This is a genomic window from Flavobacterium panici (assembly GCF_903819335.1).
Lineage (GTDB): Bacteria > Bacteroidota > Bacteroidia > Flavobacteriales > Flavobacteriaceae > Flavobacterium > Flavobacterium panici.
On sequence record NZ_CAIJDE010000044.1, the window covers coordinates 220,773 to 244,048 of the forward strand.

General features: G+C 33.7%; 15 protein-coding genes and 1 tRNA gene. 5 read left to right on the plus strand and 11 right to left on the minus strand.

The window, feature by feature from the left end; all coding sequences use genetic code 11:
* Nucleotides 1-158: 158 nt before the first annotated feature.
* Entirely contained in the window at nucleotides 159-443 is a 285-nt protein-coding gene (locus FLAPXU55_RS13495) for a hypothetical protein (protein WP_053471761.1), read from the plus strand.
* A gap of 266 nt (nucleotides 444-709) precedes the next feature.
* On the opposite strand, the gene purL is transcribed toward FLAPXU55_RS13495, so the two are convergent.
* From purL to FLAPXU55_RS13515, 4 genes are all read right to left on the minus strand, one after another.
* Nucleotides 710-4,363, minus strand: coding sequence for a phosphoribosylformylglycinamidine synthase (gene purL, locus FLAPXU55_RS13500; protein WP_180858293.1), 3,654 nt, complete (start codon nucleotides 4,361-4,363; stop codon nucleotides 710-712).
* An 847-nt stretch (nucleotides 4,364-5,210) separates the two neighbouring features.
* Nucleotides 5,211-7,055: an endonuclease gene (locus FLAPXU55_RS13505; RefSeq protein WP_180858295.1), complete on the minus strand. Its 1,845-nt coding sequence runs from the start codon at nucleotides 7,053-7,055 to the stop codon at nucleotides 5,211-5,213.
* A gap of 182 nt (nucleotides 7,056-7,237) precedes the next feature.
* Nucleotides 7,238-7,822: an XAC2610-related protein gene (locus FLAPXU55_RS13510; protein WP_180858297.1), complete on the minus strand. Its 585-nt coding sequence runs from the start codon at nucleotides 7,820-7,822 to the stop codon at nucleotides 7,238-7,240.
* 99 nt (nucleotides 7,823-7,921) lie between these two features.
* On the minus strand, nucleotides 7,922-9,430 hold the full coding sequence (locus FLAPXU55_RS13515; RefSeq protein WP_180858299.1) for a hypothetical protein: 1,509 nt from the start codon (nucleotides 9,428-9,430) through the stop codon (nucleotides 7,922-7,924).
* Nucleotides 9,431-9,688: 258 nt separating this feature from the next.
* On the opposite strand from FLAPXU55_RS13515, the gene FLAPXU55_RS13520 reads away from it, so the two are divergent.
* The 4 genes from FLAPXU55_RS13520 (at nucleotide 9,689) to FLAPXU55_RS13535 (ending at nucleotide 12,135) form a co-directional block, all read left to right on the plus strand.
* Nucleotides 9,689-10,120, plus strand: coding sequence for a PaaI family thioesterase (locus FLAPXU55_RS13520; protein WP_053471822.1), 432 nt, complete (start codon nucleotides 9,689-9,691; stop codon nucleotides 10,118-10,120).
* 5 nt (nucleotides 10,121-10,125) lie between these two features.
* Nucleotides 10,126-11,190, plus strand: a complete 1,065-nt coding sequence (locus FLAPXU55_RS13525; protein WP_180858301.1) for a chorismate-binding protein — start codon at nucleotides 10,126-10,128, stop codon at nucleotides 11,188-11,190.
* Between the two features lie 88 nt (nucleotides 11,191-11,278).
* Nucleotides 11,279-11,995, plus strand: coding sequence for a bacillithiol biosynthesis deacetylase BshB1 (gene bshB1, locus FLAPXU55_RS13530; RefSeq protein ID WP_180858303.1), 717 nt, complete (start codon nucleotides 11,279-11,281; stop codon nucleotides 11,993-11,995).
* 66 nt (nucleotides 11,996-12,061) lie between these two features.
* Nucleotides 12,062-12,135 (plus strand) — tRNA-His (locus tag FLAPXU55_RS13535).
* A gap of 603 nt (nucleotides 12,136-12,738) precedes the next feature.
* Here the strand turns inward: FLAPXU55_RS13535 and ypfJ are convergent.
* The 7 genes from ypfJ to FLAPXU55_RS13570 all read right to left on the minus strand — a co-directional run bounded on the left by ypfJ (nucleotide 12,739) and on the right by FLAPXU55_RS13570 (nucleotide 23,110).
* On the minus strand, nucleotides 12,739-13,584 hold the full coding sequence (gene ypfJ, locus FLAPXU55_RS13540; RefSeq protein ID WP_180858305.1) for a KPN_02809 family neutral zinc metallopeptidase: 846 nt from the start codon (nucleotides 13,582-13,584) through the stop codon (nucleotides 12,739-12,741).
* A 91-nt stretch (nucleotides 13,585-13,675) separates the two neighbouring features.
* The gene (locus tag FLAPXU55_RS13545) at nucleotides 13,676-17,728 is read right to left on the minus strand and encodes a PAS domain S-box protein (protein WP_180858307.1); all 4,053 of its coding nucleotides are present in this window, start codon (nucleotides 17,726-17,728) and stop codon (nucleotides 13,676-13,678) included.
* A gap of 92 nt (nucleotides 17,729-17,820) precedes the next feature.
* Nucleotides 17,821-18,615 carry a DUF2189 domain-containing protein gene (locus tag FLAPXU55_RS13550; RefSeq protein ID WP_053471755.1) on the minus strand — a complete coding sequence of 265 codons (795 nt, stop codon included), beginning with the start codon at nucleotides 18,613-18,615 and terminating at the stop codon, nucleotides 17,821-17,823.
* 116 nt (nucleotides 18,616-18,731) lie between these two features.
* Nucleotides 18,732-20,060: an aldehyde dehydrogenase gene (locus FLAPXU55_RS13555; RefSeq protein ID WP_180858309.1), complete on the minus strand. Its 1,329-nt coding sequence runs from the start codon at nucleotides 20,058-20,060 to the stop codon at nucleotides 18,732-18,734.
* Nucleotides 20,061-20,136: 76 nt separating this feature from the next.
* On the minus strand, nucleotides 20,137-20,826 hold the full coding sequence (locus FLAPXU55_RS13560) for an RluA family pseudouridine synthase (RefSeq protein ID WP_180858311.1): 690 nt from the start codon (nucleotides 20,824-20,826) through the stop codon (nucleotides 20,137-20,139).
* Between the two features lie 218 nt (nucleotides 20,827-21,044).
* Nucleotides 21,045-21,863 (minus strand): 3-methyl-2-oxobutanoate hydroxymethyltransferase, encoded by an 819-nt coding sequence (gene panB / locus FLAPXU55_RS13565; protein ID WP_053471752.1) that lies wholly within the window; start codon nucleotides 21,861-21,863, stop codon nucleotides 21,045-21,047.
* 50 nt (nucleotides 21,864-21,913) lie between these two features.
* Nucleotides 21,914-23,110 carry an SH3 domain-containing protein gene (locus FLAPXU55_RS13570; RefSeq protein WP_180858313.1) on the minus strand — a complete coding sequence of 399 codons (1,197 nt, stop codon included), beginning with the start codon at nucleotides 23,108-23,110 and terminating at the stop codon, nucleotides 21,914-21,916.
* Nucleotides 23,111-23,276: the final 166 nt, after the last annotated feature.

The window sequence follows — 23,276 nt, forward strand, 5'->3', positions numbered from 1 at the left end:
AACAGAAGAATTTGATTTAACTAAAAAATACCGTGTTTTTCCCCTTTTAAAAACAGTAGATTACCTTGTTAATTTAGGTTTGGCTTATTCTATTTTTACCCCGTTCAATGCGGAAGCCGAAAAGCACATAGAGTAGGCACTAATCAACCAAAATAATTATGGAAACTGCCTTCTATTTAGCAATGGGCTGGTGCGGTACCAAATATCCAGGCTGGTGGAAACGCTTTTGGAGAAGCCCTCCGCCGCCCCCGGATCCGGAACCCTGGTGGACTATTGCATTAATTGGAATCGGACTGGTTGCGGGAGCAGCCGGCGGCTTATTCTTTAGTAATGCAATTGCAGAAAATCAATTTTTTGCAGGCCAAAATGCAGTCGCTTCAGGGCTATTTGCATTTGGGACAGCCAATGTCATAACCGGAATTGCATCAGCATTTAAAGACTAAAAAAAATGCCTCGATTTAGGGATAGCGTCGGGGTATTTTTATTTTATTTAAAGACTAAAAAAAGCATTTTAAGATTATATAAAAATCGCCACGAATTACACGAATTTTCACGAATTAATTTTTAAATACCAGCATTAATGGAAAAAAAATAATCATTTTAATCCTTTAATCTGTGGCTATAAAAAAAAGAATTAGTGAAAATTCGTGTAATTCGTGGCAAAAAAAACGCCCGATAAAATTCGGGCGCTTTAATAAAAATATATTTTTTAGTTTTTCTCAATCCATTTTCTGGCATTAACAAAAGCTTCATGCCAAGGCGAAACCTCGTCATTTCTGTCTTTTGGATAATGCGCCCAGTTCCATTGAAAAGTCGAACGCTCAATATGAGGCATCATAACCAAATGTCTTCCCGTTTTATCACACATCATTGCTGTGTTATAATCAGAACCGTTAGGGTTTGCAGGATAACCTTCGTAAGCATATTTAGAAACAATATTGTATTGGTCTTCTGCATAAGGTAATTTAAATTTACCTTCTCCATGAGAAACCCAAACTCCTAAAGTACTTCCAGCTAAAGTTGATAACATAACCGAATTGTTTTCCTGAACTTTTACAGAAGTAAAGATACTTTCGTGTTTGTTACTTTCGTTATGAAGCATTTTTCCGTGAACTTCATGTTCTGGATTAATCACTTCCAATTCCATAAACAACTGACATCCGTTACAGATTCCAACAGATAAAGTATCTTCTCTTTTAAAGAATTTATCTAAAGCTGTTTTTGCTTTTTCGTTGTATAAAAATGCTCCGGCCCAACCTTTAGCAGAACCTAAAACATCTGAGTTAGAGAATCCTCCAACAGCACCAATAAACTGAATATCTTCAAGAGTTTCACGACCAGAAATCAAATCGGTCATGTGAACGTCTTTTACATCAAATCCAGCTAAGTACATTGCATTTGCCATTTCACGCTCAGAATTACTTCCTTTTTCACGAATAATAGCCGCTTTTGGTCTTGGTTTAGAATTGTCGATTTCTGGTTTTTTGCCTGTAAAGTGTGCAGGGAAAGTATATTGTAAAACCTGATTTTTATAATTTTCAAAACGTGCCTGAGCTCTTCCGTTTTTAGATTGTTTTTGATCTAATAAATAAGAAGTTTCAAACCAAACATCTCTGTACTCTGCAATATCCAAATTATAAATTCCAAATTCCAAACTTGCTTTGCTTTGAACTGTACCTAATTTGAAGAATTCGATATTATTAGCTTTCAATTTAGCTTCAACCGCTGCATCAGATTTAGCTTGGAAAACGATTCCGATGTTTTCAGCGAAAAGGATTTTCAATAAATCTTTTTCCGCGAAAGCGCTGAAATCAATTTTAGCTCCAAGGTTCACATCAGCAAAACATAATTCTAATAAAGTAGTGATCAAACCACCACTTCCGATATCGTGTCCGGCTAAAATTTGGCTTTCGCCGATTAATTCCTGAATCGTATTAAATGCATTTTTGAAGAAAGAAGCATCTTTTATAGTAGAAGTTTCGTTTCCGATTGTATTTCTGATTTGTGCAAAAGATGAACCTCCTAATTTGAAATCATCCTGAGACAAATTGATATAATAAATAGAATCTCCGTTTTTCTGTAAAACTGGTTCCACTACTTTTCTAATATCTGTACAGTTTCCTCCAGCCGAAATAATAACCGTTCCCGGCGCAATTACTTCGTCGTTTGGATATTTTTGTTTCATCGAAAGTGAATCTTTTCCTGTCGGAATATTGATTCCCAATTCGATTGCAAAATCTGAGCAGCCTTCAACAGCAGCATACAAACGAGCGTCTTCACCTTCGTTTTTACAAGCCCACATCCAGTTTGCAGATAATGAAATTCCTTTTAACTGATCTTTAATTGGAGCCCAAATAATGTTTGATAATGATTCTGCAATAGCATTTCTACTTCCCGCAACCGGATCAATCAAAGCCGCGATAGGAGCGTGCCCAATAGAAGTTGCAATTCCTTCTTTTCCTAAATAATCCAGAGCCATAACTCCAACATTATTTAAAGGCAATTGTAACGGACCTGCATTTTGCTGTTTCGCTACTTTTCCACCAACACAACGGTCAACTTTATTAGTCAACCAGTCTTTTGAGGCAACTGCTTCTAAACGTAAAACGTCTTTTAAATATGATTCGAAATCTCCTGCGTCATAAGCAACATCAGCATATTTTCTATCGATAGTTTTATCAGTCATAACCGTTTTAGGCGAACTTCCGAAGAAATCTTCTAAAGCATAATCCATCGGTTTTGAACCATTTGATTGTGATTGGAAAGTAAAGCGGTGATCTCCTGTTACATCTCCAACCTGATACATTGGCGAACGCTCTCTGTCAGCAATTCTTTGTAAAGTATCAATATCTTTTTGACCAATAACCAATCCCATTCTTTCCTGAGATTCGTTACCGATAATTTCTTTAGCAGAAAGAGTAGGGTCTCCAACCGGTAATTTGTCTAAGTCGATTAATCCTCCAGTTTCTTCAACCAATTCTGAAAGACAGTTTAAGTGTCCTCCAGCTCCATGATCGTGAATAGAAACAATTGGATTATTGTCGCTTTCTACTAAACCACGAATCGCGTTTGCGGCACGTTTTTGCATTTCAGGATTGGAACGCTGAATTGCATTTAACTCAATTCCTGAACCGAAAGCTCCAGTATCTGCTGATGAAACTGCAGCACCACCCATTCCGATTCTATAATTTTCTCCACCAAGAATTACGATTTTATCACCTTCTTGTGGTTTCTTTTTAATTGATTGATCTAATTTTCCGTAACCAATTCCACCCGCTTGCATGATTACTTTATCGTAACCAATTTTACGGTCGTTTTCTGAATGTTCGAAAGTTAAAACAGAACCTGTAATTAACGGCTGACCAAATTTATTGCCGAAATCAGAAGCTCCGTTTGAAGCTTTGATCAAAATATCCATTGGCGTTTGGTACAACCATTTTCTTTCTTCAAGTGCATTTTCCCATTTTCTGTCATTGTTCAAACGAGAGTATGAAGTCATATAAACCGCAGTTCCTGCCAATGGCAAAGAACCTTGTCCTCCGGCTAAACGGTCACGAATTTCTCCTCCAGAACCGGTTGCAGCTCCGTTAAAAGGCTCAACTGTTGTTGGGAAATTGTGTGTTTCGGCTTTTAAAGAGATAACCGAATCAAATTCTTTTATTTCGTAAAAATCAGGTTTGTCTGCTGATTTTGGTGCAAATTGCTGCACTTTTGGTCCTTTTACAAAAGCAACGTTGTCTTTGTAAGCAGACACAATATCGTTAGGATTTTCCTGAGATGTTTTTTTGATTAATTTAAAAAGAGAAGTTTCTTTTTCTTCACCGTCAATAACAAATGTTCCGTTGAAAATTTTGTGACGGCAGTGTTCTGAGTTGGCTTGAGAGAAAGCGAAAATTTCAGAGTCAGTTAATTTTCTTCCAAGTTTTGTTGAAAGATTGTTTAAATATTCTACTTCTTCTTCGCTTAAAGCTAAACCTTCTACTTTATTGTAAGTTGCAATATCATCAATTTCCAGAATTGGTTCCGGCTGAATGTTGATAGTGAAAATCTCCTGATCTAATTCATTGAATTTTTGGAAAAGCATCGGATCAAAATCAGCGAAATCTTCCGTTGCCGGGTGAAATTCTTCAATTCTGATAATGCCCGGAACACCCATATTTTGAGTGATTTCTACAGCATTTGTACTCCAAGGTGTGATCATAGTGGCGCGGGGACCAACAAAAAAACCCGTCAGTGCGGATTTTTCGATCTTGTTCGAGTCGGCAAAAAGCCAGTTTAATTTTGAAATGTCTTGAGCTGAAATTTCGTTTTGCGTTTGTACGGCAAAAACAGTTTTGCTTTGGTTTTCAAAGAAATGAATCATTGTGATGTGTAGTTTGTTGTATTGAGCTGCAAATTTAGTGTAAATAAATAGTAAGCACAAATTTGATAACAAACTCTTTTAAAAAAGATGGGTATTTTTTTACCATGTGTAGAGGCGCACAGCAGTGCGTCTTTTGGTATGTAGGATTTTCTCGCAAAAATGAGTGTTTTAATCTCGCAAAGTCGCTAAGACGCAAAGTTTTTTTGTTTCACGCAGATTCAGCAGATTGTGCAGATTTAATTTGTCAGAGTTATTGATAAATCTGTGCCAATGTTTTAGTAGAGGCGCACAGCAGTGCGTCTTCTTGTATGTGAGGTTTTCTCGCAAAAAATGTATTTAATCTCGCAAAGTCGCTAAGACGCAAAGTTTTTTTGTTTCACGCAGATTCAGATTGTGTAGATTTTTTTTGGTAGAGTTATTAATAAATCTGTGTCAATGTTTTAGTAGAGGCGCACAGCAGTGCGTCTTCTCGTATGTTAGGTTTTCTTGAAAAAAGGGAAGTGTTTTAATCTCGCAAAGGCGCTAAGACGCAAAGTTTTTTTTGTTTCACGCAGATTCAGCAGATTGAGCAGATTTTTTTTGGGTAGAGTTATTAATAAATCTGTGTCAATATTTATTAGATTTTTTAAATCTGTTATATCTGCCAAATCTGCGTGAAAAAAAAGTTTTTTTATTACAGTGTAGAGGCGCACAGCATTGCATCTTCTCGTATGCAAAGTTTTTTTGTTTCACGCAGATTCAGCAGATTATGCAGATTTTTTTTGGGTAGAGTTATTAATAAATCTGTGTCAATATTTATTAAATTTTTAATCTGCTTTATCCGCCAAATCTGTGTGAACAAAAATATTTAGTTAATTACAATCTTTTTAATTGTAGTTTTTGAATCTCTTGTAATTTTAGCAATATAAATTCCGCTTGAAAGATGACTTACTGAAATTACAGAATCTGTTGCGTTTTGTTTTTCGAAAACTTTTTGACCTGAAAACGAAAGGATTTCTATCGAATAAGGAGAATCAGAATTGTCTAAAACAATATTGAAAATTCCATCTGAAGGATTTGGAAAAACCACAATTTCATCTGAAAGTTCTACCACTCCTTCTTCAATTGGTTTCGCTATTTTGCTTGCTAAATTATTACAGGTATCTTGTGAAAATGAATCCCATTGTGAACTTAAATTGAATGTTGTGCTTGGAGAAGTTACCGTTGATTTTCTTCTTAAAGTAACATCGATGGCAAAATTTGCAGTTCCGCCATTAAAAGTTCCGATGATATCGATTAAAACTCCATTTTTAAATAAACCTACAGCATCATTTCCGTTAAAAGTTAATTCAGTTGCCGTTGTTGAAATGTTAGCTGAACTTGGAGAAAAACAGCTTGAAGAAATTGAACTGTTTACAATTACAAATTTACTTCCTGTTGTTAAAGTTCCGCTTAAAGCTAAACCTGTACTCCATGAACCAGCACCATTGGTTTGTTTTTTTATAGTGTAAGCAGACAAACTAACAGAACTTCCTGTGTTGTTTGCAATTTCTAAAGCTTTGTTATTTCCAGAACCTTCAATGTATTCAGAGAAAAGCAAATCTGTAGCAGTTCCTGTTCCGCTGCTGTTGGTTGTAACCGAAATGGTATTGCTTGACGCAGAAGCATTTCCGGCAGCATCTTTTGCTTTTACATAAATAGAATAAGTTGTAGAAGCGGTTAAACCTGTAATAGTTGCAGTTGTACTCGAAACGGTGGTTTTGTAAGCGCTATTTGCATAAACATCATAACCTGTTACGGCAACATTATCTGTAGAAGCTGTCCACGAAAGTGAAATTGAAGTTGCTGTTTTTGAAGTCGAAGCCAAACTTGTTGGAGTAGTTGGCGCCTGAGTATCTCCAGAAGGAGTTCCGCCCCAAATTTGATTCACATATTCCGGATGATCAATATATGGATTTCTATTATTTTGACGAGTATAAATTGCATTGTTTCTTGCAATTTCTCTCGCGCTTACAGGATCCTGCGCGTGCCATGCCAAAAGAAGATTTAAGAAAGCGGTTGTAAAAACTTTATTGCTTGAACCGTCAAACATCGCATAAGAATATCCGGCAACAGTATTTTCATAGCGAGTTGCAAAATAAAAATACATTCTGGCAATATCTCCTTTAAAAGCATTGATAGGTTCAAAAACAGTTCCTGAGTATCCAGATACAGAACTCGATCCTAATTTTCCTCCATTTTGAGAAGTATAAGTTGCAGAACTTACGGTTCCGTGCGGATAGTTGGAACGCATTCCGTTTACTTTTCCATCTGTTGGAGTTATAAAATGCGCATCGGCAACCATTGGAGACTGCTCATTAAAAACCGATTGTGGAATAATATGTTCTCTGTTGTAGCAATCGCCTTCAGCAGAATAATTTCCACAACGCTGCGTACTTCCTGTACTGTAATTGTATGGATCTGTTCCTGATGGATTTTCAGAATACATGTCTAATACTGTTCCGTCATTTTCGTAAAAATTATCAACGTCTGATGTTTGATACGTGGTATATAAACCAGCATATCCATTATCAGTATGACCTTTGATAATGTTATACAATTGCGTTTTTAGAGTATAACCTGTTCCGGTTGCGGTATTGTAATAACCAGAAGGAATTTGGGCAAAGCCAATTGTAACAGACAGCAATAACAGTAAAAAGTAATTTTTTTTCATAAAAATAGGGGTTTTAAGTTTGGTTGTAATACTTTTTAAAGTTCTGAATTTTAGAATTTTAAATAAGTATTGTAGCAAATCTATTACTTTTATGAATACGAAACGTTAAGTGATGTTTAATTTTGAGGTATATTTTCTTACGTGTTGATTTTATTGACACGAAGACACTAAGGCACGAAGTTTTATTTTTTTTCTGAAATCTTTTTTAAAGCCTGTCGGTATTCTTTATCGGATTTTTTGCTGCCATCATCAGTAATTTCAATTTGGTAATCAAAAACTTTATAGTTTTTGATTTTATAAAATGCAGCCCAATTAGTACTAGAAATTACATGGCTTTCAATAATATTATAAGTTGAATTGTAGCTGGGATTTTTGATTTCTTCAAAACCAATTACACGTTTGAAATTATTTGTTTTAGAGTTGTATAAATATAAATTATATGTCCAATTGCTTCTTACATCAGAAATGTTTTGAATTAAGATATCTTTTATTTTATCGTTATTGAAGTCTCTAAATTCAACTTGTTGAGTACCGCTAAAAATCGAGTCTTTTACTAAAACTGAATTTTTACCATTTAGTTTTTGACTGATAATTAAAATTGAATTTTTTTCATCATCATAACCTTCTTTTTCAGTTTCAAAATTTATAAGTTTTATTGTAATTCCTTTGTTTTTATAAATAGAATCACCCTTGATTGTTTGTGTATTCTGAGCAAATATATAAATACAGGATAAGAAAAAAATAATGGTTAAAAGACTTTTTTTCATTGGATAGTATTGCATTTTTAAACTTTGAGATTTGCAGTTTTGCGAGCAAAATTCACACACAACTTAAATTTCTTATATCACTTATATGGTTTAAAAATTTTACTTTGGAAAATCTTTACTTTGATAAGCACCCAAATCTGGCGGAGAAGTTCTTGTAGCTCCTAAAATATCTAATGGAATTATATACGCCGGATTTCCTTTCGCGAAAGCGGCAGAAGTTTTATCAATATTTAACTGATTTTTAGAAACATTATAAAACTTTGGATTTTCGTTTACAATAATATTATTATAATGTTCCGTATCTGTTTTAAACTGATAATCAGAATTTGATGTTGTACCAAATTTCAACAGGCAATTATTTAACTGATAAACAAAACCAGCACTTGCATTTTTTTGTAAATTGAATTCATTCGTGCTGGAACCATAAATAATACAATTATTGAAAGTCGCCTGTGTTAACGGATTTGTTTCCGGTGAGGCTCCGGCTAAACTATTACTTAAGTTCACGGCAAAATGCGAACTGTTTTGCCAGTTGTTATTAAAGGTACAATGTGTAAAGCTGTAATTTCCGCCGTAAACACAAGATAAACCTGCAATTCCGGCATAATTGATTACGATGTTTTCACCGTTGATGTGAGTATTTTGGGCTAAAATTCCGTACTCAACACAATTGTAAATCTGTGTGTTTTTAATTTCAATTGTATTTAACGGATTTTTAAAATCTAATCCAACAACTGCATTTTTTAAAGTCAAATGATTGATCGAATGATTTGTGCTTCCGTTTGCAAAAAGAACAGATTTCCATTGTCCGGGAATATCAGAATAAAGAGATTCTAAGCGATCGCCTTCAAAAATAACTTCGTTTTCTAGTTTTTCGGTTGTAGAGGCAGTTCCGTTAATTTGAAGTGTAGCTTTATCGCCAACATACAAACCAGAATTAGCATGAAAATGAACTCTTGTTCCGGCTTCAAAAGTTACGGTTTTATTTTCCGGAACTCCGGCATAACCATAAATAACGTATGGTTTTTGTTTGGTAAAAATTAGTTCATTTCCGTTTTCAGGATCATTTTCGTCCAGATAAAACCCGTCGACATCTTTTCCTTCAATCTGAATTTTTTCTTTAGTTCCGTCGGCATTTTGTTTTGGAAATAAAAAAACAGCATCCTGAATTAAAGTAACCAAAGCCACTTCCTGCAGATTCGCACCGCTGTCAAACTGAATTTCATCTGTGTATAAAAAATCAGTAGGATTAGCGTCTGTAATATCTGCAGTTGTTTCTATAAAAATATAAAGACTGTCTTTTGCTAAAAGCGTAACATCTTTAAAAATCTTTCCGTTGTTGCCGCTCATTCCGTCAACTGTCATTCGGTATTTTGAATTAAGCCCTTTTTTAAGTTGTACAATCGGGATTGAAATATCGTTTTTACTTCGGTTATAAACCTTAAGCTGATACGTGCTTGAACCAATGTTTTTAAAAACAGTATCTAAATAAACAGTGTCTTTTGAAAACTTTAAATCTCCGGTACTGGCAACGGTATCAAAATCAGTTCGACAAGAACTAAAAGCTAGAATTATTCCGAAAATAAAGAGTGCAAAGTATTGACGCATTTGAATATGTTTATTTTTTTTGCCACAGATTAAAAGGATTAAAATGATTTTCTGCACAATGCATAAAAAAAATAATCTGTGAAAATCTGTGAAATCTGTGGCATAAGAAAAAAACTTCTCAGCAACAGATCAATATTAATGTTTTTGTAAAAATAGCAAAAAACTTACATGTTTGAAGTTGAATTTTAATTTTAGAATATGATTTTCGAATTTGTATCTTATCTTTTCTTTAATTTTACGATTTTAAAGTCCATTTTAATGAATTATACAAAAGAACAAATTTTAGCATACTGCAATGAGTTTTCTAAAAACACTTTGATGGAAACGCTAAAAATAGAATATATCGACGCTGGAGAAGATTTTTTAACTGCAAAAATGCCTGTAAATCCAAGCGTTCACCAACCAATGGGACTACTTCACGGCGGAGCTTCTGTAGCTTTGGCAGAAAGCGTTGGAAGTGCCGCTTCACACTTTTTTATTAATCCAAAAGAACAAGAAGTCCGCGGAATAGAAATCTCTGCAAATCATTTAAAAAGCATTCGCGAAGGCGTAGTTTTTGGTACAGCCAGAATTATTCACAAAGGCAGAAGTCTTCATCTTTGGGAAATTAAAATCACGGATGAAGCCGGGAATTTAATTTCGCTTTGTAAGCTTACAAATATTGTTTTAGAGAAGAAGAAAACAGAATAATGAATATGAATAATTTTTTCTCAAAAACAAAACAACATTACAATCAAAATTTACCTTTTGTAATTTATTCTAAACCTAATACTTCAAGTGTTTTTGGGCTTTTACAGCAAAATGACACTTTATATAAAATTACTGATTACAGTGAAAAAGGATTCGTTTTTGCTTCTTTTGATGAAAAACAGCTTGTTTTAATTCCCGAAAATGAATCGGAAATTATTAGTGCTGACAAAGAAGTTACTGGATTTGAAACAGCTGAAATTGATGATCTGAATTTTGATGCAGAAGCTAAAATTCAATATGAAGATTTAGTTTCAAAAGGAATTGAGGCAATTAAAAACGAAGAATTCAAAAAAGTAGTTTTATCCCGAAGCGAAAAAGTAAATTTATCTGAATTTGATTTTGTTCAGACTTTCCAACATTTGGTTCAAATATATCCTACGACTTTTTGTTATTGTTTTTTTCATCCTAAAATTGGACTTTGGATGGGGGCAACACCGGAACAACTGCTAAAAGCAAACGGAAATGTTTTTGAAACAACAGCTTTGGCAGGAACACAAAAAGCAAATTTAGAAACCGAAATTCGCTGGGAACAAAAAGAAAAAGACGAACAGCAATATGTAACCGATTTTATTGTAAAACGTTTACGGGAAGTTGCCAATTCTGTTGTAGTTACAGAACCGTATAGTTTAAAAGCCGGATCAATCTGGCATATTAAAACAGATATTTCGGGAGTTTTAAACGAGAATTCAACTTTGCAAGAAGTTATTGATACGCTTCATCCAACGCCTGCGGTTTGCGGATTGCCAAAGAAAAAAGCAAAAGCTTTTATTATAGAAAATGAAAATTACGACAGAACTTTTTACACTGGTTTTCTGGGGGAATTAAACAGCAGTTTTGCGGGCAGTAAAACAAGTTCTGATTTATTCGTAAATTTGCGCAGCATGCAGATTCAGGATAAAACAGCGATTTTATATATGGGATGCGGCATTACGAGAGAAAGTATTCCCGAAAAAGAATGGGAGGAAAGCGTCAATAAATCAATGACGATGAAAAGAGTTTTAAAAAAATAGATTAAAAAAAAATAAGTTTACAGCCACAGTTTTCAGTTTTGCTGTGACTGAATACTGCGACTGTAAACTGAGACTAAAAATAAAAATAATGAAACTAGACATATTAGCCTTTGGCGCACATCCGGATGATGTAGAATTGGGTTGTGCCGGAACAATTTTAAAAGAAGTTTCCCTTGGGAAAAAAGTAGGTATTGTAGATTTAACGCGTGGCGAATTAGGTACACGCGGAACTGCTGAAACCAGAGATGAAGAGGCAAAAGCCGCAGCAAAGATTTTGGGTGTTTTAGTTCGTGAGAATCTAGGTTTACGCGACGGATTTTTCGTAAACGATGAAAAACATCAATTAGAAGTCATTAAAATGATCCGAAAATATAAACCTGAAATCGTATTGTGCAACGCAGTTGACGATCGCCATATTGATCACGGAAAAGGAAGCAAATTAGTTTCTGATGCGTGTTTTTTATCGGGATTGATGAAAATCGAAACTTCAATAGATGGAGAGAAACAAGATGCCTGGAGACCAAAAGTGGTGTACCATTATATTCAATGGAAAAACCTTACTCCAGACTTTGTAGTCGATATTACAGGTTTTGAAGCCAAAAAAGTGGAAGCAATTTCAGCATATAAAACTCAATTTTACGATCCAAATTCAAAAGAACCTGCTACGCCAATTACAAGTAAAAACTTCTTTGAGAGCTTAAATTATCGTGCGCAGGACTTAGGAAGGCTCGTTGGGAAAGATTTTGCAGAAGGTTTTACGGTTGAAAGGTGTTTGGCAGTCAATAGCTTAGAAAATTTGATGTAAATTTTTCATTTTTTTCTTTGTAGAAGTAAACCTTTGTTATATATTTGCACTCGCTAAGCAAAAATGGTGGTTGTAGCTCAGCTGGTTAGAGTAGCGGTTTGTGGTGCCGCGGGTCGCCGGTTCGAACCCGGTCAGCCACCCAGAAATTTAAAGCCTTGAAGAAATTCAAGGCTTTTTTTGTGCTTATTTGTTTTGAACCATATAAGTTATGTAAGGTCATTTTAGATTTAGGCTTGAATGCTGTAACTAATAAGTTTAAAGAGAATAGCTTAGTATTTCTTGTATCTCAAAATCTTTCTTATTTTAAATATAGCCCGCGGTTTCAACTGCGAGGACGTTTAAGAAATGCGTATTATATATAATATGCGTTGTGTGATATTGCGTTTGTGATATACATTACGCTCCAGCGGTTAAAACCGCTGGCTATGTTTGATGCAGCTTATCTAAATTTCATCTAAAATGTTATTGTATTTCAAATATAGCCCGCGGTTTCAACCGCGAGGACGTTCAGGGTACGTATTGTGATATTCGTTGCTGTATTGAGATGTGAAATACGTTGCGTTCCAGCGGTTAAAACCGCTGGCTATGATACTTTATATGATCTACAATAATTATAACATTAAAATAATCACAAACCAATCTAAAATGACCTTACATAACTTATATGGTTAAAAATAAAAACAAAAAAAAGCATGACGGTTAAATCATGCTTTGGTGGTTATTATATTTGGCTTATTGTGTTTTTAAATTTCCTCGAAAGTTGTTCCTTGTTTAATATCGCCGGTTTTAAAACCTTTTTTAAACCAGTACATTCTTTGTTCTGATGTTCCGTGGGTAAAGGAATCCGGAACAATTTGTCCTTGCATTTTGCTTTGTATTGCGTCATCACCAACGGCATTTGCTGCACTTAATGCTTCTTCAATATCACCTTCATCTAAATTTTGCTGATTGTAATGCGCCCAGACTCCCGCATAAAAATCGGCTTGTAATTCCAAGGCTACAGAAAGTTTATTGGCTTCTGCCTGGCTTTTGCCTTCCTGATCCTGATGCATTTTTGCAGAAGTCCCTAATAAAGTCTGAATATGATGTCCAACTTCATGGGCAATAACATACGCAATGGCAAAATCTCCGCCTTTAGCACCAAATTTTGTTTTTAGTTCTTCAAAGAAATCTAAATCCATGTAAACCTTTTGATCTGCCGGACAATAAAATGGTCCTGAAGCTGATGAAGCGCCTCCGCAAGAAGTTTGAACAGAACCTCTAAAAAGCACCAATTTTGGATTTTTATAAGTCATTCCGTGTTCGGCAAATATTTTTCCCCAGATATCTTCGTTATCTGCTAAAACAACTCTCACAAAATCACCCATTTCTTCGTCTGCTTTGCTTAATGGTGTAGCAGCTTCAGTTTGGGTTTGTCCGCCTTGCATTTGTTCTAAGACAGGTGTAATGAGTTTTGCGTTTTCACCGCCAAAAACATTCAATAACAAAATAATAATACCAATAACTCCGCCTCCAACAGCGATTTTACCCCCAGAAATTGATCTGCGGTCTTCTACATTATCACTTTGTCTTCTGCCTAGCCACTTCATAGTATTTTTATTTTAAGCTTTTTATGTTTTTCTTGTACGAATTTATATAATTTTTGGGAATAACTTGTGATTTGTCATGATTTAGTTTTAATTATTTTAGCCATTTTACCAAAGTTTCCTCCACAGTGCCTTTCATAATTGGTTTTGAAATATAATCATCCATTCCGGCAGAAATACATTTGTTGCGCTCTTCTTTTTCTGCGCCCGCAGTTACGGCAATAATCGGAATATCTTTGCCTGCAGAAGTGTTTCTAATGGCTTTTGTTGTTTCGTAGCCGTTCATAATTGGCATTTGAATATCCATGAAAACAAGCGTTGGATTAATACTTTCAAATTGTTTTACAGCTTCATAACCATTTTCGCATTCAAAAATAAAAGCATTGTGATACAGGTTTTTTACAATCGTTTTTAAAAGCAGCATATTTACTTTGTTATCCTCCACAATTAAAAAACGTATGTTTTTGCTGTTTGCTTCATTATAATTTTCATCAGGAAGAGCCTGTAAGTTTTTTAATTCTGTATTGTATTTTTCGTTGATGCTTTGATTGCTGGTTTTTAAATTTAAATCGAAAAAGAAATTACTTCCTTCACCAATTTTACTTTCCAGCTGTAATCGGCTTTCCATTAAGGCTAAAAGCTGATTAGAGATTGTTAAACCTAAACCGGTTCCGCCAAATTTTCTTGTTGTAGAGCTGTCTGCCTGTGAAAAGGCTTTAAAAATTTTCTTCTGATTTTTCTCCATAATTCCAATTCCCGTATCAATAACAGAAAATCGGATGGTCGAAAAGTTATTTTTTGATTTTGATAAAACAGAAACATTCAGTTTGATAGAACCTTCATTGGTAAATTTTACCGCGTTAGAAAGCAGATTAATCAGAATTTGTTTGATTCGAACAATATCTGTCCAGATATATTTAGGAACATCCTGATCTACATTGAGTTCCAATTGCAGGTTTTTTTGATTGGATTCAAAAACAATTAAATCGAAAACCTGACCCAATACTTTTTTAATATCATATAAATCAATAAAAAGTTCCAGTTTTCCGGCTTCAATTTTAGAAAAATCAAGAATGTCATTGATAATTTCTAACAGAGAGTGTGCCGATTGATTAATGGTGGTCATGTATTTTTCCTGAATTTCTTCTAATTCAGTTTTCATCAATAAATGCGTAAAACCTATAATTCCGTTTAAAGGCGTTCTAATTTCATGCGACATATTCGCCAGAAAATCAGATTTTGATTTATTGGCGGCTTCTGCCAATTGTTTGGCTTTAATCGCGTCTTCGGTTTCTTTTTTATTGGTGATATCAAAGTAAATTCCACCCACAAATTCAATTTCATCACCTTTTTTAATAACGTCACCAAATTCTTCCACCCAAATATATTCTCCTGTTTTTCTTTTAATTCGGTAAACATTATGCAGCGGAATTCCGTTTTGAAGATTATCAATTTGATTATTAATAACTTCATCGCGGTCTTCATGATGAATAAGGGATAAAAACGAAAGGTTATTTTCGATAAACTCAGCTTTAGAATATCCGGTTAAGTTTTGAATTTCGTCGTTTAGGAAAATTTTAGTCGAAAATGCATCAAACTTCGATAAATAAACGGTTCCGGGAATATTGTTGGCGATTAATTTGAATTTTTCTTCGCTTTCAATAATCTTACTTTCGTTTCGGTTTCTTTCTAATGCAGATGAAATGTTATTGGCCAAAACCTGAAAGATATAAATTTCCTCTTCAGACCATTTTCGTTCTTTGGTACAATCATCAAAACCAATAAATCCGGTAAAAATATCGTTGATGTACAACGGCAGGATTAGAATTGATTTTATTTCATTATTGATCAGTAATTGTTTAAAAAACCTGTCTTCAAGCTTTCTGGTATACGTATTTACGATTCGTTTATTTTTTGCGGCTTCAAAGATTTCTTTCAAATTATCCTCGGTCATATGCCGCAAAGGCGTGATTTGATGCGGAATTCCTTTTCGCGACCATTTGTATTTTTGAACAACAGTATTGGTCGTAAAATCTCTTTCATAATAAAACATATGATCTGCTTTTGAAGCTTTTCCAATCAAATCATACGTTTCCTGAAACATTTGTTCTGTTGATTTACTCATCAAAAATTTCTCTGTACAAAGGGAAAGTGCTGATAAAAGCTGACTTTTAAATTCTAATCTTCGTTCTGTTTCCAAACGCATCTGCATCGAAATGGCCAGCGAAACAACATCAGAAATAGTTCTGGCATAATTGATATCCTCATTATCCCAATCTCTTTGTTCCTCTGTGCTTTCAAAACAAACAACACCGGCCAATTGTCCGCTTAAAAAAATGGGAACATCCAGCATTGATTTAATTTTGTTTTTAGTAAAATAAAGCTTTTCAAATTCAGATGTTTCTAATTTATTAAAAACGTCCGGAGCATTTATAATCGCTTTGTTTTTTAAGGTTTCAAAATAGATTGGATAGGATTCTTTGTTTAGAATGTTTTTGTCGTTTAAATTTTGATTGTCAACACTATATAGATTTTTGCAGCTAATCAAATCTCTGGAATATTTCCAAAAACTTACGCGATTTGCCTGACTTACAGTTGAGGCTTCTTTTATAATATAATCGATAACCGTATTTAAATTATTGTAAGTGCTAAAGTCTGTCGTTGATAGTTTTTTAGTTGAATTATTATAGGCTTCGATTTTTTCAAGACGTCTCTTTTTTTCGTTTTCTGCATTTTTAATTTCGGTAATATCCCTTGCAATTCCTGCAAAACCAATGGTTTGATCTAAATCGTTTTTACGAATAATGATCTTTTGCGAAATCCATAATTCCTGTCCGTTTTTCTTTAAAATAGGAAGTTCAATTATGGGGAATTTATTTCCGTTACTCTCAAAATTCTCATAAAAATCAACCGCACTCATCGAGTACTTTTCATGAATGAAATTTGAATAATGTTTTTGAAGTATTTCATCTTCAGAATAACCTAAAAGCGAATATGCAAATTCATTTATAAAAGTAAAATAACCGTCGGCATCAACTTCAAAAATAATATCTGTCGCCGTTTGAATTAAGTTTTTATATTGATCCTGAACAATAATCTGCTCGGTAACATCCTGACCAATACTTATAATTAAATCCTCAGAGAATTTTTTATCTTTCCATTGTATGTATCTGTATTCTCCGTTTTTAGTTTTTAGTTTTCGGGTATAAATTTTATTTTCTTCATGATGTATGATAGAAATATTTTTGTTGTATTCGTCTCCTTTTGTAAGCTTCCAGAAATTAAGCCCCATAACTTCTTCGGGCTGATAACCTAAAATAGAAGTTACGGTTTCGCTGCAAAATAATATTTCACCTTTTTGATCTGTTGCAATTGTGAGTGAATTTCCTTTGTGCACAATTTCGTTTGCAAACCTGAAGTTGTCCCGATTATTTTGTAAAACGGCATATTTTACCTGATTAATAATAAAAATCAGGATGCAGAAATTAATTAATAAAATAGAAGATTTTAAAGGAATTAATTGAAAAGTAACTGTTGAAAAGAGAAATATAAAAACGAGACCCACAAAAAACCAGTAAACTTTAATTGGTTTTAAAATGTTGTAAGAAAAGAAAAAGGAGATTAAAAAAACGATTATGGGAACAACATCTTCTGCCAGAAAAATGATGTTGTAACAAACGTAACTAATGTAAATAAAGAAGCAAAAAATAAAAATAAACTGAATTTTATCTCTCAGCCATTTTACTTTATCTGTTATAACATAAGCTAGAAGAACAGAAAAACCAATTGAAACGTTTACGACCAATAAACTTTTTGGCCTGATTTTAAAAATTTCATTTATGATTTCGATTACAATAACTGCAATTCCAAAAAATAAAATATAAAGCTGATATTCCCTTCCTGCGGTTTCTGCTTCTTTCTTTTTTTCGATGAAATTTCCAATTTTTGCTTTGATGCGAAAAAATTGATAAACCAAAAGCCCCAAAAAGCCCAGTAAGGAAAAACCCAGAACTATAAATTTGGGATTATTATAAAAAATAATATCTGAATTGAAAACATACCAGTTTGTCATAATTGATTTCAGAGTATTACCAGAACAGGTAATACCTGAAACCAATAGATTGAAAAAACTATAGTTTTCTACCATAGATTTTGGGATATGTTTGGTTTAGTAAATAGCAATTTAAATTCTAATAATAGAGTTGGTTAAGCCCTTTGAAATTTACTAGAACTTTGTTTTTATTCAAAATCCGATCTTCCAATTGAATCAATAGAATCTGCTTGCTCTTCTTCGGTAAAAATTGAATAATAAGTAGCATATGTTACTGATGTATTGAAAATAACAGTAAAAATTACTCCGATGCAGCATGCAACAAGACCCACTAATGACCCAAGAAATCCTATGACAAACAGAGCGAAAATTATTAATGGATTTTTACCTACAATAACAATACTTGATTTAATGGCATCTATTGCTTTAAGATTTCCAAAAATCACTAAGGGAATTGCAAAATAAGTAAAAAACGAAATCATTATTGATATTCCGCCGCCTAAAAACATGATTCCGGTACTGTCTAAAGCATACGAAATTCCAGTACTTACAATAGCTAACAGAAATGCTAAAGAGAATAATTGAAAAAAGTACGGTGCTTTATAATAGGTAAAAATTGTAGAAACATTAAACTCTTCATCTTTATCTGCGCAGTCAGCCATTTTAAGAAACCCGGCTCCAAGCGGTGCAAATATTGCGCTTACAACTGCAACAGCAACTGTTGAAAATAATTGTTCAAGATAAGTAAGTTTTTGATTTTCGAAGTTTTTAATAAAATCTTCTGAGAGAGCTTGTATACCATAAACTACGGTGGCTAATCCCATGATTACTATAAAAGCAAGAATTGAAAACACAAGAATTATCAATCCGGAATACAAAGCTATCTTTTTGTAATTTTCAAAAGCATAAGTAAAAACAGTAGAAAAGTCTATCGAATAGCCATCTTTTTTGATGTCCTCAATTTGTTCAAGTGTAGATTTCATTTTAAAAGTAAAGTTGTTTTATATTCTTCGTCGTAATAAATTAGTTGACGTAAATATAATATTTTAAATCAATTCCGAATAAAAATCTACAAATATTACAAAATTGTTTCCCTAATTTAAAGCCAGTCTAAAATTCGTTTTATTGAAGCCAGTTTGTCTTTGTATGGCGCGTAACGCATAGGCAGATCAAGCCAGTTTGCTTTTTTTACTATTGCTTTATGATGCGAAAAAATGTCGAAACTCAATTTTCCGTGATAAGCTCCAATTCCGCTGTGGCCAACACCGCCAAAAGGAAGCCTTTTATTAGAAAAATGAACTACTGTATCGTTTATGCAGCCGCCTCCAAAAGAGTAATTTGCAATTAATTTTTTAGCAAATGATTTATTTTCACTAAAAATATAAAAAGCGAGAGGTTTTTCGTACTTACTGATCACATTATGAATGTCAGCTTCGGTTTCATAAATTAAAATTGGTAAGATTGGTCCAAAGATTTCTTCCTTCATTACAGCACTATCCAGACTTGGTTCTTCAATTAAAGTAGGAGAAATGTACAATTTATCAGCATTTGTATCTCCGCCAAAAATCACCTTTTCTTTTTCAATCATTTGATCTAAACGAACCCAGTTTTTGGTATTTACGATTCGGGCAAAATCTGGTGATTTGTCTATTTTTTTACCGTATGCTTTTACAATTTCTTCCATTAAAAAGGTGATGAAATTGACTTTCATGTTTTTTTGAATCAAAACATAATCCGGAGCAATACAGGTTTGTCCGGCATTTATAAATTTTCCCCACACAATTCGTTTTGCCGCCAGTTTTAAATTAGCAGTTTCATCAATAACGCAAGGATTCTTTCCGCCTAATTCGAGTGTTACAGGAGTTAGGTTTTCGGCAGCGGCTTTTGCTACGATTTTTCCAACAGGAGCACTTCCGGTAAAAAAGATATAATCCCAGCGCTGCGCCAGTAATTTGTTTGAAACTTCGACACCGCCTTCAAAAACTTCTACATGGCTTATATGAAATGTTTTCTCAATAATTTTAGTAATAATTGAAGAAGTATGCGGCGTAAGTTCTGATGGTTTTAAAACAACCCTGTTTCCGGCAGCAACGGCTGAAATCAACGGGCACAAAGCCAATTGAAACGGATAATTCCATGGAGCAATTACCAGAACATTTCCGTAAGGTTCTTTATAAATATAATCTGAAGAAGGAAAATTAAGAAGGGAAGGGAAGACACGTTTGGGTTTTGCCCAGGAATTAAGATTTTTGATAGTATCTTTTAATTCCGAAATAACATAATTTGTCTCGGTTACAACAGCTTCGAATTCTGGTTTTTTAAAATCATCGTACAAAGCTTTTACAATTAAATCTTCGCTTTTTTGAATGTTATATAATAACTTTTTCAGCGTTTCTTTTCTGTAACCAATGTCGTTTTTGAATTCCATTTTATGATCAGCTTGTTTTTTAGGATATGCAAGTTAATCGATAAAATTTAAAAAATTAACAATTTAATCATAAAAATCAGACGGCATTCCAAATCGTTTCATCTGGAGTTGGCGCAATGATTGTAATGTTTTCTTTTGAAACAGGATGAACAAAAACCAGTTTTCTGGCATGAAGATGAATTCCTCCGTCGGGATTACTTCTGTCGGCTCCATATTTTAAATCGCCTTTTATTGGAGATCCAATGGCAGACAATTGTGCACGAATTTGATGATGACGCCCCGTATGAAGATTGATTTCCAGAGCTGTATAATTTTGAAGTTCTTTGATTATTTTATAATCCAGACTTGCTGGTTTGCTGTCCGGAACTTCTTTTAAATGCGCTTTTGAAGTATTGTTTTTTTCGTTTCTTTTTAAATAATGAACCAATTTAGCAGCTGCTTCAACAGGTTTATTTTTGACAACAGCCCAATACGTTTTTTTAGTTTCGCGATTGCTAAACAATTCGTTCATTCGCGTCAATGCTTTACTTGTTCTTGCAAAAACTACAATTCCGGTTGTAGGACGATCTAAACGGTGAATCACACCCAGAAAAACATCGCCCGGTTTATTGTATTTGTCTTTTATATATTCTTTTACAACATCAGATAAAGGTTTGTCACCTGTTTTATCACCTTGTACAATATCGCCTACGCGTTTGTTAACCACAATAATGTGATTGTCTTCATGCAAGATTTGTAGATTATTTTTATCCGAAAGAATTTTCATATTAGACTTATGGAGGAATTTTAGATTTTAGATTTATGATTGTAGATTGGAAAAGTTTGGCTAAAGCCTTCAATGAAGCTTAAAAAATACCTCCAGCTAAAGCTGGAGGCAATTAAATTTTTGTGTTTTTTAAAACCTTTGAATCTTTGTCACTTTGAACCTTTGTACCAAAAAAAGCTTAGCGTCTCAGAACCTTAGCAACTTAGCATCTTAAAAAACTAATATTGTTCCCCAGCATTAGGGAAATCACTCGACTTAACATCAGCAGCATATTGGCCAATTGCTTTTGTCATTAATTCGTATAAGTTTAAATAACGACGTAAGAAACGAGGACTGAATTCATTGTTCATTCCTAACATATCGTGAATAACTAAAACTTGTCCGTCAACACCGCCTCCGGCACCAATTCCAATAACTGGAATCGAGATACTTTTAGCTACTTTTTCGGCCAAATCAGCAGGGATTTTTTCCAGAACTACTGCAAAACATCCAACTTTTTCCAGCATTTTAGCATCTTCAATTAATTTTTCGGCTTCTTCTTCCTCTTTTGCACGAACGCTGTATGTTCCAAATTTATAGATAGACTGAGGTGTTAAACCCAAATGTCCCATAACCGGAATTCCTGCGTTTAATATTTTTTTGATCGATTCTTTAATTTCTTTTCCGCCTTCAAGTTTTACGGCATGTCCGCCGCTTTCTTTCATAATTCTGATAGCAGAACGCAAAGCTTCTTTAGGATCAGACTGGTAACTTCCGAAAGGTAAATCAACCACAACCAAACCTCTTTCTACAGCACGAACTACAGACGAAGCGTGATAAATCATTTGGTCTAAAGTGATTGGCAGCGTCGTTTCGTGACCCGCCATAACATTTGATGCCGAATCTCCCACTAAAATCACATCGACTCCTGCGGTATCAACAATTTTAGCCATTGTATAATCATACGCGGTAAGCATAGAGATTTTTTCTCCGTTGCTTTTCATTTCAATCAATGACTTTGTTGTGATTCTTTTATAATCTTTTTTTGCTACTGACATTTTATTTTTTTTTGAAGATGTAAAAGTATTGAATAATTATAACTTGAGAATCAGCAATAAAAGAATATTTCGACAGAAAAAAGTTTCCCGTCTTTAAATTCTAATCTAAACTGACTGTCTTCCATTATGATAGAATATTTATGTGGTGATTTTATCGAAGCATCGATATAAGTTCCATATTTTTCAATGAAAGCTTTTTCGGACATTGAATTATCTAAAACTGCATTTGGGTTTATTATAAATTTGTTGTTTTCGTTGATGAAAACTTTTACGATTTCTGCCTGATTTTTCTTTTCATCAACAGAAACTTCCAAGTCTGGATAATAGTAGAATAAATCACTAAGATAAATTCCGCATTCGTCACCAACATTTGCTTTTTTTGTTGGTTTGCCAAATACTTTAACTAAATCATTTTGTGATAAATACAACGATTTGGTTTTAGTTCCTTTTAAACTAAATTCTGCTTTTTTGACAAAAGAAACAATTTGTTCCGATAATTTATGTTTCGCTAAACCTTTGGCTATACCCATATTTAATTCAGTTTCAGCAAGTAATTTAGGATCATTTATCTGCTTAACAACTTCGTAGTATCTTTTGTAAGCTGGTTCTAATTTAAAATATTCACTGTTCCATGCTAGTTCAACAAGTCTTTCGCTTACCGTTTTTCGTTCGGAAACTGCATTGATATCAAGTTTATCAAAATCTTTCAATAAAGTTTCAAAATCAGGTCTTACGCCAATGAATTTTCTCAACGTATATTTAGCATATTCTTCGTCAAAATTTCCATTAATATTAACCCAGTCTTCTTGATTTTTAGGAAGATAGTTTACAGCAACCGGATCTCCGGTAAAAAGGATTTCTTTAATTTTTGAATTTTTATCCGGCAGCGCTCTGGCTTTTAAACCTGCGACTAAAACAAATAAATGATTTCCGCCGTAATATGCATCACCGCCTTCGAGAATAGGACTTTCAGGATCTTTTATTTTGATATCTTTTGCATTTAATCTTGTAGCAACAAATTTCTCGGGGACATATCCTTCGTTAAAATTATCCGCCTGAACTTTATACCAGCCATTTTGGTTTTCTGATAATAACCGAACTTCTGCCCCATATTTAAAATAACCCAAAAAATCAGCCGAAGTACTCGCTGAAATATAAAGTCTGGTATCTGAATTAAGAAAATAACGTTCCTGTGAATGCGATAAAAAAGAAAAGCATATCGCAATTAGAAAGTAGAGTTTTTTCATGAAGTAGTTTTGAGTTTTTGCCACAGATTAAAAGGATTTTCACAGATTTTTATTTATACAAATTTTAAAAAATAAGAAGATTTAATTTTAAATAAAATCTGCTTAAATCTGCTTAAATCTGCAGGATCTGCGTGAAAAAATCATTTTAATCCTTTTAATCTGTGGC

What these genes read in the sequence shown, in the direction of transcription:
- panB (WP_053471752.1), bottom strand. Translation starts at nt 21,863, where the DNA reads ATGTCAGTAGCAAAAAAAGATTATAAAAGAATCACAACAAAGTCATTG.
- FLAPXU55_RS13525 (WP_180858301.1), top strand. Translation starts at nt 10,126, where the DNA reads ATGAATAATTTTTTCTCAAAAACAAAACAACATTACAATCAAAATTTA.
- purL (WP_180858293.1), bottom strand. Translation starts at nt 4,363, where the DNA reads ATGATTCATTTCTTTGAAAACCAAAGCAAAACTGTTTTTGCCGTACAA.
- FLAPXU55_RS13515 (WP_180858299.1), bottom strand. Translation starts at nt 9,430, where the DNA reads ATGCGTCAATACTTTGCACTCTTTATTTTCGGAATAATTCTAGCTTTT.
- FLAPXU55_RS13545 (WP_180858307.1), bottom strand. Translation starts at nt 17,728, where the DNA reads ATGGTAGAAAACTATAGTTTTTTCAATCTATTGGTTTCAGGTATTACC.
- ypfJ (WP_180858305.1), bottom strand. Translation starts at nt 13,584, where the DNA reads ATGAAGTGGCTAGGCAGAAGACAAAGTGATAATGTAGAAGACCGCAGA.
- FLAPXU55_RS13550 (WP_053471755.1), bottom strand. Translation starts at nt 18,615, where the DNA reads ATGAAATCTACACTTGAACAAATTGAGGACATCAAAAAAGATGGCTAT.
- FLAPXU55_RS13555 (WP_180858309.1), bottom strand. Translation starts at nt 20,060, where the DNA reads ATGGAATTCAAAAACGACATTGGTTACAGAAAAGAAACGCTGAAAAAG.
- FLAPXU55_RS13495 (WP_053471761.1), top strand. Translation starts at nt 159, where the DNA reads ATGGAAACTGCCTTCTATTTAGCAATGGGCTGGTGCGGTACCAAATAT.
- FLAPXU55_RS13570 (WP_180858313.1), bottom strand. Translation starts at nt 23,110, where the DNA reads ATGAAAAAACTCTACTTTCTAATTGCGATATGCTTTTCTTTTTTATCG.
- FLAPXU55_RS13560 (WP_180858311.1), bottom strand. Translation starts at nt 20,826, where the DNA reads ATGAAAATTCTTTCGGATAAAAATAATCTACAAATCTTGCATGAAGAC.
- FLAPXU55_RS13510 (WP_180858297.1), bottom strand. Translation starts at nt 7,822, where the DNA reads ATGAAAAAAAGTCTTTTAACCATTATTTTTTTCTTATCCTGTATTTAT.
- FLAPXU55_RS13520 (WP_053471822.1), top strand. Translation starts at nt 9,689, where the DNA reads ATGAATTATACAAAAGAACAAATTTTAGCATACTGCAATGAGTTTTCT.
- FLAPXU55_RS13505 (WP_180858295.1), bottom strand. Translation starts at nt 7,055, where the DNA reads ATGAAAAAAAATTACTTTTTACTGTTATTGCTGTCTGTTACAATTGGC.
- bshB1 (WP_180858303.1), top strand. Translation starts at nt 11,279, where the DNA reads ATGAAACTAGACATATTAGCCTTTGGCGCACATCCGGATGATGTAGAA.